The organism is Frondihabitans sp. Leaf304, assembly GCF_001423105.1.
In the GTDB taxonomy this organism is placed as follows: Bacteria; Actinomycetota; Actinomycetes; order Actinomycetales; family Microbacteriaceae; genus Frondihabitans.
Map to the genome: position 1 here is coordinate 41685 of NZ_LMNV01000002.1, position 14947 is coordinate 56631.

Consider the following 14947-nt stretch of genomic DNA (forward strand, 5'->3'; position numbering starts at 1 on the left):
TTGGCCTGCGTCACACGCTGGCGTTCTGCGCGCCGCGGGGACCTTACCGACGCGCAACGGACAGAGAAACGTGCCGCGGCGCGTCTCCGTGACCGTGCCACGTCTGCTGACGCACGTGTTCCCTGCGCGGGGTTACCCGACGATGGCGAGCGCGAACGGGAGCACGGAGTCGGCGCCCGCCGCACGAAGCACGCGACCGGCGACCGTCATGCTCCATCTGCTGTCGATGAGATCGTCGACGAGGAGCACCGGCCCGTGCTGCTCGGCCAGGGCGGTGGCGAGAGACGGCCCGACCTCGAACGCCCTCCAGACGTCGGCGAGGCGATAGACGCTGTTTCCGCCGCGCTCGCCGGGGGCGCGTGGCACCTGGTGGGTGACCTCGCCAGGGCCGTCCGCCCCTGCCCCGGCTCCCGACCCCGGCTCCAGCCTCGTCGAGCTCAACGACCCGAGCAGCGGAATGCGGCCCACAGACGAAAGTGCCTCAGCCAGTGATGCCACGAGAAGCGGATGTGACGACGACGGCATCGCGACGATTCCTGTCGGTCGTTCCGCCCACGGCCATTCGGTCAGAACCCGGATGCACCCGTCGAGGAGGCCCTTCGTGAGGGGAGCGTCGGGTCGGCCGGGGGAGAAGACCTCACGGAGTGTGGTACCCCAGCCGAGGTCGGTCAGTCGGGCCAGCGCTCGCCCGGGCTCGACGCGCTCGGCCGGGGAGATCTTGCCGCGGAGGCTCACCCCGGCTCGGTCGGCACCCGTCGGCCACTGCGCTCGCGGCTCGATCTCGACTCCGACACGATCGAGGGCTCCCGTGGCTTGATCGGAGGCCGAGGCGGCGACGTCGGTCGGAAACCAGACGCCGGCGCAGACATCGCACCGCCCGCACGGGGTCGCTGCGGGATCGTCGAGATCGGCTTGAAGGAGCTGCATGCGGCACACGGCTCCCTCCTGGTATCGGAGCATCGACTCCTGCTCAGCCAGCCGAGCTGCGGCGATGCGTTCATAGCGATCTCGGTCGTAGCTCCACGGCACGCCCGTCGAGATCCAGCCACCCTGCACTTTGCTGACGGCCCCGTCGACGTCGAGCACTTTGAGCATCAACTCGAGGGGCGTTCGCTTGATGTCGACTCGAGCCTCGAGGGCCGGAGTCGAGAGCGGCTTGTCGGAGAGCTCGGCGAGGACCGCGGAGGCCCGCGCCTCCGACGGCATGGACGCGGTGGCGAAGTACTGCCAGATCTCAGTGTCTTCCCGCCCAGGCAGGAGAAGCACGTCGGCGTTATCGGTGGCTCGACCCGCTCGCCCGATCTGCTGGTAGTAGGCCACTGGCGACGACGGCGCCCCCAGATGAAGAACGAAACCGAGATCGGGCTTGTCGAAGCCCATGCCGAGAGCGCTCGTGGCGACGAGAGCCTTCAGGTCGTTGCTTTTGAGCCGCTGCTCGAGCTGTTCGCGCTCTTCCGGGTCGGTCCGCCCGGAATACGAGCGGACGTCGTACCCGGCATCGCGGAGCAAGCGGGCTGTGTCGTCGGCGGCCGAGATCGTCAGCGTGTAGATGATGCCCGAGCCGGGCAGCTCGCCGAGGTGGTCGACGAGCCACCCGAGCCGGTCGCGGCTCGACGGAAGCGTCAAGACACCGAGCCGCAGGGAGGCGCGAGCGAGCGAGCCCCGGATCGTCACGACCTCGGCGCCAGCGGCGAGCTGCTCCTCGACGTCGGCGACGACGCGCGCGTTGGCCGTCGCGGTCGTGGCCAGCACCGGAACCTCGTGCGGCAGAGTGCGAATGAGCTCGGCGAGCCGACGGTAGTCGGGACGGAAGTCGTGCCCCCAGTCGGAGATGCAGTGGGCTTCGTCGACCACGAGCATGCCGAGTGTTCGCAGCAGTTCGGGCATTTGCTCGTCACGGAATCGAGGGTTGTTCAGGCGCTCGGGGGAGACGAGGAGCACGTCGATCTCGCCCGCGGCGATCTTCCGCTGCACGTCGCCCCACTCGTGGGCGTTGGCCGAGTTGACGGCGGCCGCGCGCACTCCGGCACGAGCGGCGGCGGCCACCTGATCGCGCATGAGCGCTAAGAGAGGGCTGACGAGGAGGGTCGGGCCGGATCCTCGTCGCCGAAGCAGGAGGGTCGCGATGAAGTACACCGCCGATTTGCCCCAGCCGGTGCGTTGTACGACGAGTGCTCGTCGTCGGTCGGCGACGAGCGCTCGGATGGCCTCGAGCTGGCCGTCGTGGAAGACGGCGTCGGCTCGACCGGTGAGGGCTCGGAGGAGTTCAAGGGCCTCGGCATCAAGGGCCTCAGCATCAAGGGATGTGGGGGTCGTGGCCGTCGCGGTGTCGGCAGAGGGCGTCGACATCAGGCCTCCAGCAGACCGCGGATGTCGTCGACGGTGAGCGCGCCACCGAATGCTGCCTCGTCGTCGCTCATCATGGCGTCGAACAGCTTCGCCTTCGTTTCTTTCAGGGCCATGACCTTCTCCTCGATGGTGTCGTTGGCGATCATCCGGTAGACCATGACGTTCGACGTCTGGCCGATGCGGTGCGTGCGGTCGATCGCCTGGGCTTCGGAGGCGGGGTTCCACCAGGGGTCGAGCAGGAACACGTAATCCGCTTCGGTCAGGTTCAGGCCGAAGCCGCCCGCCTTCAGGCTGATCAGGAATACCGGGGCCGAGCCCGACTTGAACTCGTCGATGACTTCGCCGCGTTTGCGGGTGCCGCCGTCGAGGTAGGCGTGGGCGATTCCGGCCCGATCGAGTCGGTCTGCGACGAGCGAGAGGTATGAGGTGAACTGGCTGAAAATCAGAGCACGATGACCGCCCGCCACGACATCGACGAGCTCATCGAGGAGAACATCGAGCTTGGACGACGGAATACCGCTGTATTTGTCGCCGTCGATCAATGACGCGTCGAGGGCGAGCATTCGCAGCAGTGTCAGAGAACGGAACACGATGAACCTGTTGCGATCGAGGTCGTCGACGAGATCGAGCAGCTTCATCCGCTCGCGCTGCAGGACGAGGTCGTAGAGCTTGCGGTGCGCCGGAGCCAGATCGACTCGGAGTATCTGCTCTTGCTTCGCGGGCAGCTCGGAGGCCACGAGCTCTTTCGTGCGACGAAGCATGAGCGGCCTTATTCGTCGCCGGAGTCGTGCCAGCAGATCGGGCCGCTCGTTCAGCTCGATGGGCTTGAGATACTCCTCGGTGAAGCGGAGACCTGTCGTCAATAGGCCTGGCGAGACCACATGAAAGAGCGCCCAGAGATCCATGAGGTCGTTTTCGAGTGGCGTGCCGGTGATGGCGAGTTTGAACGGAGCCTTGAGGTCGACGGCCGCTTTGTGCGCTTTTGACCGGTGATTCTTGATCATCTGCGCCTCGTCGAGCACCAGGCCGCTCCACTCGACCTCTTGGTAGCGGGCGAGGTCGAGACGGAGCAGAGCGTACGAGGTGACCACGACGTCGTTGTCGCGGGCGATGTCGTCGAACCTCTGTCGGCTCTTGGCCACGGTCGACGTGATGCCGGTGACGCGAAGAGAGGGAGTGAAGCGATTCGCCTCAGCGACCCAGTTCGACACCACCGAGGTGGGGGCGACGACGAGAAAGGGGCGAGAAGGATCCGTCGCACCCGCCTCGGCGGAACGCGCCTTGGCATGGGCGATGAGCGCGAGGGTCTGAAGCGTCTTACCGAGCCCCATGTCGTCGGCCAGGACTCCGCCGAGCCCGTGCTCGAGGAGGAACGCGAGCCAGCGGAACCCCTCGACCTGGTACGGACGGAGTTCGGCTTGGACCGCTGACGGAACGAGGATGTCGGCGATCTGTTCGCCCGCTGCGATTCGATTCAGGCCGTCGGTCGTCTCGCGCCATGATTCGGCCTGGTAGGTCTCGTCGGCGAGCTCCTCGAACTCCGACCAGAGGCTGGCCTGGTACCGACTTATTGTGAGCTCGCCTGTCTCCCACTCGTCGAGGGCCTCCGCCTCGGCGATGAGGCGCTTCAGCTCGTCGAAGACGGGCTGCTTCAGGGAGAGGTAGGTCTTGTCGACGAGGAGGAGCTTGTCGCGACCCTTCGATAGAGCGGTGAAGAGCGGGGCGAAAGGAATAGTGCGCCCCTCGACCGTGACCATGACCCCGAGATCGAACCAGTCTCGGCGGTCGGTCTCCACAGTCGTCACGGCCAGTTTCGGCGTCGCAGTGAGCTCGCGATAGTCGGGCTTCTCACCGAGCTGGACGATTCGGAGATCTTCGCGGGATTCGAGTACCGGAAGCACAGTCGAGACGAACTCGGCCGCATCTAGACCGTGCAAAACGAGTGCAGTCGGGGCGCCACCGAGGTCGTCTTCGAGAGTCTCGGGCACGGAATGGGCGGCAAGCGGTTCGGTCAGCCCTGCTGCGATCCACGCCCAGTGGAGTTCGAGTCGGTCGCCCTCGGCGAAGCTGATCGTCAGCGTCAGCATCGGTGGCTCGATCTCGGGCAGCCGCACCGAGGCGTTAGAGCTGACGACCGGAATTGCGCGCGACAGTCGCGGGTAGAAGTCGGTGAGGAACTCGTCGCGCCCCTCGGGAGGCACGTCGATCGCGCCCTGCGCTCTGAGGAGTGACCTCACCTCCTCGGCGAGATGCCCGGTTGGAGCGAGCACGAAGTGGGGCGCCGGGTTGAACGAGGCCCTGTAGACGCCATGATCGGCGATGAGACCGAGCTCTCTCGACGGCACGGTGAGGTCGTCGATGACGACGGTGGGCTCGACGTGGAGAGTACCGGCCGCCACACCGGCCTCGCCCACCGGAATCGATTCGGCGACATCGAGCGTGACCCGACCCGACCCCGCCACCCTGACGTCGGTCTCGCGCTTGCCAGTGACGAGGTCGATGCCGAGCCGGGCCCCCTCGGCGAGGAGCGGCCAGAGAAGCGGGCTCGCGAAATCGTCGAGGTAGAGCCAGTCGGCCTCGCCGGGCACGTAGGCGTCGCGCGCGGAACGGTGAAGCGACTGGAACTGCCCGAACCATCGGTGCTGCTCCGCACTGACCCCGAGGCGGTTCAGTGAATAGGGCAGGGTCGTCCATGTCAGATTGCTTCGCGTCCAGTTGCCGGCCGCGCTCTTCGTGACGGGCCGCATACCAAGACGGAGGGAGGCGCCCGCTGAAAGGGCGCTCCGCGCCGAAGCCGCCCTGGACGTCGGGGCGCCCCAGCGCGCCGAGTGACTGCGCGACCTCTCACGCAATTCGAACTGGAGGCCCATCGGGGTCGCCGGTGCGCTGAGCGGAGACGTGCCCCGGGTCAGGGCGCCGAGAGCCGTTCGCCAGACCGGTGCGGCCTCGGTGGGGAGCAAAACAGCCGTGCTGGTCAGCTGCGAGGACTCGAGGACTTTCGCGGCATTCGTCGCGAGCACGAGGGCCGCGACGTGCTTGCATGCTCCGCCCACAGGGCACGAGCAACTACTGGCGCCGGGCCGGCCGTAGTCGCCGCGAAGGGGTGTCAGAGTGACGGCGGCCTCGTAGGGCGCCGGATCGCCGCCTCGAACGGAGCCCGTCAGCAGATGATCATCGGCGTTCCACTCGGTGGTCTCGACGCGGTGCTCGCGAACGTAGCTCTTGGCGCGCTCGAACGCGGGACGACCGACGAGGCGGATGACGTCGGTGGCGTCGACGAGTGGGGCAACAGCGAGCATGCGACAAGTCTCGCAGGGGCCGCCGACACCGTCGGAGCCCCGAGCGAATCTGTGCAGAAGTCAGACGAGACGTCGGGCTACGAGCACTTCATCGCTTCCTTCACGGGACGGGTGCTGTTGCAGACCGGCCTCCACGATCGTCCAGTCGGTCGGCTCGAGAAGCTCGGCCAATTTCGCGGCCGCCACGAAGTAATCCGGGCCCATCGCCGAGTGACCGTTCGCTTCGTGTGCCACCACGAGCAACGTACCCCCGGGGGCGACCGACGCCGCCAGGCGCTTCACGAAGGGCACGAGGTCGGCCGACGGAAAGTGCGAGTACTGCGACGACACGAGATCGAAGGAGCGCTCGGGAGGCGCCCACTCGAGCACATCGGCCTGCTTCCATTCGATGCGCGCAGCGACCTCGCCGTCCGCTGCGATCGCCGCCGCGGAGCGATCGAGAGCCACACTCGAGATGTCGGTCGCCGTCACCCGCCAGGAGTGGCGGGCGAGCCAGATCGCGTCGGCTCCCTCACCGCTCCCGATGTCGAGCGCGACACCAGGATCCAACGCCTCGACAACGCGAACCAGGTGCGGATTCGGATTTCCGCTCCACACCCTCGTGTGTTCGGCGTAGCGGTCATCCCAGAAGCGCTTGTCGAACGGCCCCGTCCACTCCTCCGGGATCGTCATGCCGTGCCGGTGGTCGGGCGAATCGGACGCTTCGTGATCAAGAGACATGGAGGAAGTCTTGCCTGCCACGACTCCGCCGACCAAGGCTCCTTGCTGAAAGAGCAAGATCTCGCGGGAGCTCGGCTGTGGAGAACTCCAGCGAGTTTTCTGCAGCCAGGCTTACTCTCACTCTTATGACCTCACGCCTCGCCGCGCCACCGGCGACCCCGCTTCCTACCCGAGCCGGGCTTCGCTCCTCACGGTGGTGGGCCGCCGCGTCCGGCGTCGTTGCGCTCGCAGCCTTCCTGGGCTCGGCCGAAGCCGTGGCCGTCGTTGTCGGAGCTCGCTCCAGCCCACTCATCGCAGTCGGGGGCGCCGTCATCGATCTCGCACCGCCCGCAGCGAAGAACGTGATGGTCGATCTGTTCGGCACGGGCGACAAGGCAGCGCTGTTCGTTCTCATGGGGGTGTTGCTGGTGGTCATCACCGCAGCGGCGGGAATCCTTGAGCGTGCTCGTTTTCCTTTCGGGCGGCTCGTCTTTGCCCTTGGCGGAGTTCTCGCCATCTTCGCGGTCCGGACGCGCGCTGACGCCAGCGACTTCGACGTCGTGCCCGCGGCGGTGGGCACCGTGGTGGCCATCCTTGTCTTGCGCGCGCTCATCGGAAAGCTGTTCCGCTGGGACGCAGCGAGTCGATCCCAATCGGGAGGCAGTGAGAACGCGGAGCTCAGGCCGCCTCTTCGTTCGACCCCGCTCGAACGACGTTCGTTTTTGCTCGTGACCTTCGTCGCTGCGGCAGCCTCCGTCGTCGTCGGAAGCGGGGCCCGTCTCATCAATGCGACAGCCGTGAACGCGGCCGCGCTCCGTGACTCGGTCCGGCTCCCTCGACCGGCGACTGCCGCGTCGGCGGTCCCCTCGGGGGCATCCCTCGACGTGGCCGGCATCACGAGCTACGTGACGCCGAGCGCCGACTTCTATCGAATCGACACTGCTTTATCGGTGCCCCAGATCGATCCAGCGAAGTGGTCGCTCGAGATCTCCGGTTTGGTCGATACTCCGGTAACACTGACGTGGCAGCAATTGCTCGATCTTCCGCTCGTCGAGCACATGGCCACTCTCAGTTGTGTCTCGAACGACGTCGGGGGAGACCTCATCGGGAATGCGCTGTGGCTCGGGTACCCGATCCGCGAGCTGCTCAAGCGGGCCGGAGTTCAGGAGTCCGCCGACATGGTGCTGTCGACCAGCATCGACGGCTTCACCGCGGGTACCCCTCTCTCGGTGCTTCAAGATTCACAGACACAGGCACTTCTCGCCATCGGTATGAACGGTGAGCCACTCCCGGTCGAGCACGGCTTTCCCGTGCGCATGGTCGTTCCCGGGCTCTTCGGCTACGTCTCTGCAACGAAGTGGGTCACTTCACTCCGGGTCACCCGCTTTGCAGACGAGAAGGCGTACTGGTCGACCCGAGGGTGGGACGAAAAAGGCCCGGTCAAACTCGAGTCACGCATCGACACGCCTTCCGGCGGTGCCTCGGTCGCGGTCGGCGCCGTTCCGATCGCGGGGGTCGCGTGGGAGCCCCACACAGGAGTGGAGCGGGTCGAGGTCCGCATCGACAGCGGTGCTTGGCAGACGGCTGAGCTGGCTGACTCCGTGTCGGATGACACCTGGCGACAGTGGGTCTATCGCTGGCAGGCACAAGCGGGTAACCACCGGATCCAGGTGAGAGCAACATCGAAAGACGGGCGCGTGCAGAAGGCCAAGTATCTTCCTCCCGCCCCAAACGGTGCCGAGGGGTGGGACGAAGTGACGGTGACAGTCGCCTAGTTTCCTAGGACGTAACCGTAGTGGTGCTGACGCGCTGGTGACGCTGAGGAGATTAGGGAACTACCGCACCGCGACGAGCAGGCTTGCGAAGGTCAGCGTTCCGAATGCGCCAAGTGCGACCAGCGCCGCGCAGACTATGGTGACCACTCGCTGTCGACGACGTTCAGACATTCGCGCCAACCGGCGAGTCGCCGACTCAGCAGCCGCACTCGTTGAAAGGACCTCGAGCCCGGCAAGTGCGCGCTCCGAAAAGGTGGCCGGTCGCTCTTGTGCTGAAGCACGCTGGCTCTTCGCGATCGTTCCCCGGTGGTGCTGCATCGAGATGCTCATGAGTGCCTCTACTCGTTGACTGGTGTGATCTATCAGGTGATTCGGAGCATCCACAGATCCGGGTTGGTTCTAGTGACGCCGGGCTCTCAGACCGACATGGCTCTCCTCCGAATCGGGCGTGCTGCAAGCGGGCCCCTTTGGAACCACCGGACCACCGATTCTGGCCCCATGAAGGAGTGGGGGAGTGCGGGGTGTCTTTACCGGTGAGCGTCACGCCCGCCGCGTACCCATTGACTCGGTGTGACGTGCGCGCCAAGTACCGCAACCGCGTTCGCCACCGTGATCAGAGCTGCAGCCACGATGAGGGGTCGCGCGTCGGGAGGAGTCGGGGTGATGGGCACGCCGAGGAACGGGGCCACGAGCGCTGCGGTCGTGACCGAGAGCGCCCAAATACAGAGAGCGGGAAGAAGCGCCGTGATCGTGTAAATGACGACCTTGAGGAGGTCGAGGGAGAGCCGTTGGATGGTCGATGCGCCCATGTCGGCGAGAAGGTGGCTGTCATGCTCCTCAGCGGCCCGCCCGATGGTGAGGGCGACGCCGCCGCCGACGAGCGCGACGGCGGCGCTGGGCCCGAGGGTCCAGATGAGTTCTGCCCAGTGGGAGTCCGGCGGTGCGTCGATCAGGCGCGCCACGTCGACGGCACCCTGCACTGAGCCGACCAGGCCGATAACGATTCCCCCGATCACCACGGTCGATGAAGCGACGCTCACCCGCTCGGCGGCAGCGTGGCGGGCTAGGTGCCACGTCGCACTGAGCTGGCGCGGCAGGCAGGCCGTCCAGAGCAGGATGAGTCGCCGTGCGCTCGCGGGCATGACGATGGCCGCTCCGATGACGAGCCAGAGCGAGACAGAGGATGCCAGGGCTATTACCCTGATCGCCGGAGTGATGCCGAGTGTGTCACTGATGGCTTCGACTCCGGGCGGGCTGGCGCCGATCAGGAGCGCACCGACGGTCGGAGGCTGCGTGAGAAGAAGAATGGCCCCCGCGACGAGCCACCGCACGAGGGGAGATGCCCGCACCTCTCGGTCTGTCTCACGAAGGGTCAGAGCGGGGCTGGTTCGCGACGCGCTGAGAGCGGCGGGCAGCGTGGCGAGGCCGACGAGGACGATCACCAGGGCCGCGGCGATCGTTGTCGCGGAGGTTGTCACGCTGAGAGCCTCGGCTGGCGACGGCGAGCGGGGCAAGATACCGAGGGAGGCGTAGCCGGAGGTCACAGGAGAGACAAGGCCTGCGGCGAAGGGCACGGCGAGAAGCGCGCCGGCCGTGGCGCTCACAACGGAGCGAACGAGCAGAGCCTGGCTGACCTGCCGTGGGGTGACGCCGACGATCATCCACGATGCGAAGAGTCGTCGGTTGACCCTTACGCCCAGGCTGGCGGTCGAGCTGACCGAGGTGGCGAGAGTGAGCAGCGTGAACGCCGCGATCGAGCCGAACGCGCCCTGGCCCTCGGGCGCCTGAAGTGCTTCGAAGATCGCCGCACTGCCGACGAGCGAGAGGGCAAGCGTGCTCGCGAGAGAGATCGCAGCGATCGCGGCCAGAGACCGAGGATCGAACAGCGCCTGGCGCCACGCAAGCAGGATCATTCTGCGACCCCGGTCATTCCGGCCCCGGTCGCTCGGCACCCGGGAGTGACGTCGGCTGTGGGGTCGATGGGCCGCGGATCCAGCGCTCCAGTGCCTCTCGACTGGGATCAACGGCATCGACGAGGATCCGCCCGCCGGCGAGGACTATCGCCCGGTCGGCGCGCGCAGCAGCGGCGAGGTCGTGGGTGACCAAGGCCACGACCGAGCCGGCTGCGGCTCGCTCGCGGAGAAGATCGATCGTGCTGGCCGAACTCACCTCGTCGAGGGCCGCGGTCGGTTCATCGACGAGAACGATCTCCGCCGGCGTCGCTAGCAGTCGAGCCAGAGCGACTCTCTGCCGCTCTCCGCCCGAGAGGGTCGCTGGCATGTCGCTCGACGCCCACGCCATTCCTACGGCGTCAAGGGCGCGTTCGGCTGTATGCAGCAGACGCCTCTGCGGCACTCGATGCCGGAGTCGAGTCGGAAGCACGACATTCTCCCGACAGGAGAGTGCACTGAACAAATTGTCGGCTTGAAGAACTAGTGCCACGTGGTGGAGGCGGAACGCGGCGAGCTTGTTTCGGCGAAGGCCCTGGAGATTCGCGCCTAGCAGCGTCACCGTGCCTCGGGTCGGACGGTTGATTCCGGCCAGGCAGGCCAGCAGGCTCGACTTGCCCGCTCCGGACGGGCCGACTATCGCGACCACCTCACCGGGAGCGATCGAGAGCGAGACGTGTGAGAGCACCGGTCTCGGTGGTTCGAGCTTCGTTCGGCCCGGTACCTGAAGGCAGAGATTTTCAGCAACGATCGCGGTCACCGGCTTGTCGCTCTCTGAGGAGTGCCCGGCAAGAACGATGGAAGACACGCGAGATCACCGGTGAGGGCGGCGCGCGTCGCACTGAGCGCGGAGAGCACGCCGGCGGTTCCCGTGCCCCAGTCGGATGACAACCGGAGGAGTTGCTCACCAGGGAAGGCGATTCCACCGCCGTGTCGGATCGCATGGAGCCCGAGTGCGCCGGCATGCTCGCGGAGCGTCTTCGATGCGGTGTTGCTCGCGTGCCCCGATGCGATCAACTCGGCCAGAAACTGCATCAACCCGGCTCGCCCCGAAAAGAGACCGGAATTGATGGTGAACGCCGTCGACGCCGCCCGTTCGATCGCGGGGAGTGCAGCACGCAATCGTGGCGACTGGCACACGTGCAGCACGGCCAGAGCCGCGAGTCCGATACCCGTGCTGCCCGAACCGAGGTACGGAAGAACGCGCGTGCCGTCGTCAACCTGGAGCGAACCGTCGGGCAGCAGTCGGCATCGGTCGAGATCGGAGATGACCAGCCGTTCGGCCTCTTCCGCCGCCAACGAGTCGTCGAAGCGCTCGGCGAACGCGGCGAGGAAGACGGCAACCCCCGACGCCCCTCGCAGAAGCCCCTTGCGACTCGCGTCAGTGGAGCGAGTGTCGGAGACGCGTCGAGCCCGGTGAGCGATGGCGGTCAGAAGCTCGCGCTCGGCGTCGTTCGGTTCACGTGCCTGCGACAACAGAGCGAGGCCAATTCCGCTCGCGCCGCCGAAGAGGTCGACACCGCACTCGAACGGATCGGCTCGAAGAACGCGCGCACGGAGCCCCGGCTCGTCAGTGCCTCCGGCAACGAGCGCACCGGCCAGTCCGGTCATCAGCCCCGTCGGGAGAGAAGGATCCGGGAGCTCGCCGCTCAACCAGGCGCGGGCACCCCTGTCGTCGTGCCCCGCAGCCCCGAGCGCCCGCAAGACCCCCGTCACCCCGTGTGCCAGCCCGATTCGCTTCGCCCCGAACTGGTCGATGTCGCCGGGGTACCAGCGCTCGCCGTTGGTCGGTTCGGCGCTGGCAACGATGGACGTGGAAAGGAGCTCGCGCACCTCGTCGAACGCAGCGAGATCACCGCGGCTGAGCCCCGCGAAAAGGTGAGAGGTGTCGGGGCCCTTGCCGGCGCGCGGTGGTCGAATGATCGGGTGCAGTGGGGTCAGGTGCGCATCGATCTGCTGGGTGCGCGACTCGGAAAGTTCGAACTTCTCTCGGGCGACACTAAGGTGCTGTGCAGCCTTGGATCCATCGAGGTGATGGATGAAGGTGAGTGGCAGGAGTGCGCTGAGTCGCATCGCGGCCACAGCGTGGGCGTCGCGAGCGGGCCCGGTCACGCAGGGTGCCGCTGAGAACCCGGGGACACCCTGAGGTGATGGAGGAACTCGAGCGTCGATGGCGTGTGCGGACTCGAAGTCGATGAGGGTCGTCTGGCCTTCGGGGGAGACGAGAATGTTTTCGGGGTGAACGTCGCCGTGGACGAAACCGGCTCGGTGGATGGACTCGAGAGTCTGCTGCACCGAGTCGAAGAGGCGGTTGGCCTCGTCTCGGTAGGCGATACGCTCGCGGGCCGTCGAGGATGCCCGGAGGAGAGGGTTTCGGGAATGTAGGTGGCGGTTGGCCGTGCTGCCCGGAGCGGCATGCAGGGAGAGAAACCGGTGGCCGCCCGATTCGAAGGCGTTCTCGAGACGGACTACCCCCTCGACGTGGGAAAGAGCCCGGATGACCTCCTCTTCTCGACGAAGACGTGTGACGGCGTCGTTGCCATCGGGGTCGAGCCCGGTGAACGGCCGTGCCTCTTTGAAAATGACCGGTGCACCCGTATCGCGCCGAGTCGCACGGTAGAGCCCCCCGGCCGCGCTGAAGCGAATGGCGCCGGTGACGTCGTATTCGGCGAGGTCTCCGGTGTCTGCATCGCGGAGCTGTCGCATGCGCTCGGCAACCGCCTCGGGTAATGGAACCCACGACGGCGGTGCGAACGAGGGAGAGCGAACGTCGGGAACCAGGGTGCCGTCGGGGGCTTCAACGGCGAGGATTCGTGGCCGGTCGACGCAGGGATCGGCGAAGGGGTCGCCGCGAGGTGCGTCTGAGGCACCCCGGGCCCCTTGGGTGTCGGGGTCGTCGATATAGCGCTCGCGGAATCCGCCGAAGCGGAGGAAGACCGGAGCATCGTCGCTCCAGCGGAGATCGCCGAGGATACCTGGGCCCTCGAGATGAATGAGTTCGTGGACGAGTTCATCGAGAACCGATATCAGCTGAGTCTCGTCGGAGGGATAGACGGTGACGAACTTGCCGCTGGCCGTTCTCGGTGCGAGCTTGCCGTTCTGAGCGGCCAGGGCGGCCGGCCCGGGTGCGAATTTGAACGGGATGCGCTTAGCGGCGCAGACCTCGGCGACTCCTTCGAGGACGTCTGGTGCTGAAGCGAGAGTCGCGGAGCAATGGATCTTCCAGCCCTGCGGTGGCAGCTCGTGGCCTTGAGGGCTGACGATCGTCCAGGTCTCGATTTCGTGGATGACCCACTCGCTCCAGTCGAGATAGATCGGCAGCCCGTAGTCGCGCGCGGGCCTCGTGCGCCGCTCCTCTCGGCCGTAAAACGGACTGCCGATCGGCAGAAACTTCAAATAGCGGTCGTCCATGAGCCTCACTCCTTGAGATCGGATCGAAGGCCTCCAAGCCACGCCTCCTCGTTGATGGCCGCAAAGCTATCAGAAATTAGGTGTTTGACATTCGTGTTTTCCACAGCCTAAATTCTGTGGGCAGGACGTTCTGTCCGGCCGGGCACAGCCCGGTTTCTTCCGTACGAAAGGCATCACGAATGAACACATCTGATCTGCAGAACCTCAAGGCCGAGACGATCGACGACGGTGAAATCGGGCTCCTCTGGAGTTCGATCAGCCTCTACTTCTGCTCGTAGCGTGACGCACCGCCGTCGGCCAGGGCCTGCTGGCCGGCGGCGGTGCGACGAGCTCTGGTAGGGCAGTCGCGGATCAGTGATCTGAGGCAGAGACTCCGGAAGTCGCAGCTCGAACGGCGTGTCGGCGGGATCGAAAGAGGGCTCCGGTACCCGCCACGACAAAAGCGCCCATGCCCAAAGCAAACCCGGGCCCGGTCGTTGCATTCACGCCGCCGCCGGGAGTGTCGGACGCGAAGGACGCGGTCAGAATCCAGGGCACCAAGAGCGAGGCGTGGGTGACCCAGACGATCAGCACCAGCGCCAGCCCGATCGTGATGATGAAGAGGGGCGCGAGGATCAGCGCCGCCAATGTCGCAAGGGCCATTTCGCCGAGGATGGAGCGCCGGATCCTGGTCAGAGATTTCCACACCCGAATAGAGTATAGGAATATCTAATTCCTCAAAAAGTGGCACAGTTGTCTCATGAACGACGTTGTCCATTTTGTTCTCGCCGGGGTCTCCTGCTCGCTCACGCGCCAGGATGTCGAGCGACGTCTCATTCACACCGACCCGGCGCCCATCACCTTGCACGCCGTCTCGATCAACGGCCTCTGGTACCCGGTCGGGCAGGCTCTCGAGGTGGCTACTGGGGTGGATCCGCGCAAGTTTCGCTCCCGCGAGGCCCGACGGCATCTCGCTCAGTTCGGTTTCGAGCTGCAGAGTTCGGTACCGCGGCGATGACCGCGCAGGATCCGCGGAGCCGCGATCACCTCGACGCCCCGGGCGGGCCTGGGGCCGAGCCTCCCCGCCGGCGACGGCTGACCTTCGCACGCGTGCGGGTGGTCGTGCTCGTCGGAATCATGGTCCTTCTGATCGGCAGTCGTGCGCTCTTCGCCACAGAGCGGGTGCAGGTGACCTGGCCGGCCGTAATCCTGGGCTACGGCGTGCCGATCGCCGCGACGGCGCTGCTCGCCTGCGCTATGACGCGAAGGCCGGGCGATCGGCGATTCGATGTCACGGCACTCTCGCTGTCGTCGTCGGCGTTCGCCGTCCTGTGTTCGACGGTGAACGAATCGGTCGTGGTGACGCCGGCACTCGGCGTCGTCCTGTCGGTCGCTGCAATGATCTGGGCAACGGTGTCGCGGGGAGACCGGCGACAATCGAGGATCCCGGATGTCGGCGGTCGTAGGTAGCGTTTTCGCCATCAGA

The 14947-nt window shown here is 66.3% G+C and carries 11 protein-coding genes; 3 read left to right on the top strand and 8 right to left on the bottom strand.

Annotated features, from left to right (window positions below; all coding sequences use genetic code 11):
• Positions 1-132: 132 nt before the first annotated feature.
• Genes ASF54_RS00170 through ASF54_RS00180 form a run of 3 tightly spaced genes read right to left on the bottom strand, consistent with a single transcriptional unit; the run spans position 133 to position 6368 of the window.
• Positions 133-2349: a RecQ family ATP-dependent DNA helicase gene (locus tag ASF54_RS00170; RefSeq protein WP_084815832.1), complete on the bottom strand. Its 2217-nt coding sequence runs from the start codon at positions 2347-2349 to the stop codon at positions 133-135.
• Entirely contained in the window at positions 2349-5648 is a 3300-nt protein-coding gene (locus ASF54_RS00175) for a DEAD/DEAH box helicase (protein WP_055957316.1), read from the bottom strand. The genes ASF54_RS00170 and ASF54_RS00175 overlap by 1 nt, the downstream gene beginning before the upstream one ends.
• A gap of 60 nt (positions 5649-5708) precedes the next feature.
• Positions 5709-6368 (bottom strand): class I SAM-dependent methyltransferase, encoded by a 660-nt coding sequence (locus ASF54_RS00180; RefSeq protein WP_084815833.1) that lies wholly within the window; start codon positions 6366-6368, stop codon positions 5709-5711.
• A gap of 125 nt (positions 6369-6493) precedes the next feature.
• Between ASF54_RS00180 and ASF54_RS00185 the strand changes: the two genes are divergently transcribed.
• Positions 6494-8122: a molybdopterin-dependent oxidoreductase gene (locus tag ASF54_RS00185; protein WP_055957322.1), complete on the top strand. Its 1629-nt coding sequence runs from the start codon at positions 6494-6496 to the stop codon at positions 8120-8122.
• A gap of 60 nt (positions 8123-8182) precedes the next feature.
• Here ASF54_RS00185 and ASF54_RS16220 read toward each other — a convergent pair whose 3' ends face one another.
• The 5 genes from ASF54_RS16220 to ASF54_RS16225 form a co-directional block, all read right to left on the bottom strand.
• A complete protein-coding gene (locus ASF54_RS16220) occupies positions 8183-8452 on the bottom strand; it encodes a hypothetical protein (RefSeq protein WP_157509965.1) in 270 nt (89 codons plus the stop codon).
• A gap of 197 nt (positions 8453-8649) precedes the next feature.
• A complete protein-coding gene (locus tag ASF54_RS00190) occupies positions 8650-10035 on the bottom strand; it encodes a hypothetical protein (protein ID WP_055957326.1) in 1386 nt (461 codons plus the stop codon).
• Positions 10036-10048: 13 nt separating this feature from the next.
• Entirely contained in the window at positions 10049-10759 is a 711-nt protein-coding gene (locus ASF54_RS00195) for an ABC transporter ATP-binding protein (RefSeq protein WP_162237082.1), read from the bottom strand.
• 68 nt (positions 10760-10827) lie between these two features.
• On the bottom strand, positions 10828-13482 hold the full coding sequence (gene lanKC, locus ASF54_RS00200; RefSeq protein WP_055957329.1) for a class III lanthionine synthetase LanKC: 2655 nt from the start codon (positions 13480-13482) through the stop codon (positions 10828-10830).
• 351 nt (positions 13483-13833) lie between these two features.
• Positions 13834-14169: a hypothetical protein gene (locus tag ASF54_RS16225; protein WP_157509967.1), complete on the bottom strand. Its 336-nt coding sequence runs from the start codon at positions 14167-14169 to the stop codon at positions 13834-13836.
• A gap of 52 nt (positions 14170-14221) precedes the next feature.
• Between ASF54_RS16225 and ASF54_RS00210 the strand changes: the two genes are divergently transcribed.
• Together ASF54_RS00210 and ASF54_RS00215 are read left to right on the top strand one after the other, a co-directional pair.
• Positions 14222-14479 (top strand): hypothetical protein, encoded by a 258-nt coding sequence (locus ASF54_RS00210; RefSeq protein WP_055957334.1) that lies wholly within the window; start codon positions 14222-14224, stop codon positions 14477-14479.
• Positions 14476-14931 carry a hypothetical protein gene (locus ASF54_RS00215; RefSeq protein ID WP_055957337.1) on the top strand — a complete coding sequence of 152 codons (456 nt, stop codon included), beginning with the start codon at positions 14476-14478 and terminating at the stop codon, positions 14929-14931. Before ASF54_RS00210 ends, ASF54_RS00215 begins: the two co-directional genes overlap by 4 nt.
• The last annotated feature ends 16 nt before the right edge of the window (positions 14932-14947 follow it).

Excerpts from the sequence above, each read along its gene's own strand:
- ASF54_RS00170 (WP_084815832.1), bottom strand. The coding sequence starts at position 2,349 with ATGTCGACGCCCTCTGCCGACACCGCGACGGCCACGACCCCCACATCC.
- ASF54_RS00175 (WP_055957316.1), bottom strand. The coding sequence starts at position 5,648 with ATGCTCGCTGTTGCCCCACTCGTCGACGCCACCGACGTCATCCGCCTC.
- ASF54_RS00180 (WP_084815833.1), bottom strand. The coding sequence starts at position 6,368 with ATGTCTCTTGATCACGAAGCGTCCGATTCGCCCGACCACCGGCACGGC.
- ASF54_RS00185 (WP_055957322.1), top strand. The coding sequence starts at position 6,494 with ATGACCTCACGCCTCGCCGCGCCACCGGCGACCCCGCTTCCTACCCGA.
- ASF54_RS16220 (WP_157509965.1), bottom strand. The coding sequence starts at position 8,452 with ATGAGCATCTCGATGCAGCACCACCGGGGAACGATCGCGAAGAGCCAG.
- ASF54_RS00190 (WP_055957326.1), bottom strand. The coding sequence starts at position 10,035 with ATGATCCTGCTTGCGTGGCGCCAGGCGCTGTTCGATCCTCGGTCTCTG.
- lanKC (WP_055957329.1), bottom strand. The coding sequence starts at position 13,482 with ATGGACGACCGCTATTTGAAGTTTCTGCCGATCGGCAGTCCGTTTTAC.
- ASF54_RS00210 (WP_055957334.1), top strand. The coding sequence starts at position 14,222 with ATGAACGACGTTGTCCATTTTGTTCTCGCCGGGGTCTCCTGCTCGCTC.
- ASF54_RS00215 (WP_055957337.1), top strand. The coding sequence starts at position 14,476 with ATGACCGCGCAGGATCCGCGGAGCCGCGATCACCTCGACGCCCCGGGC.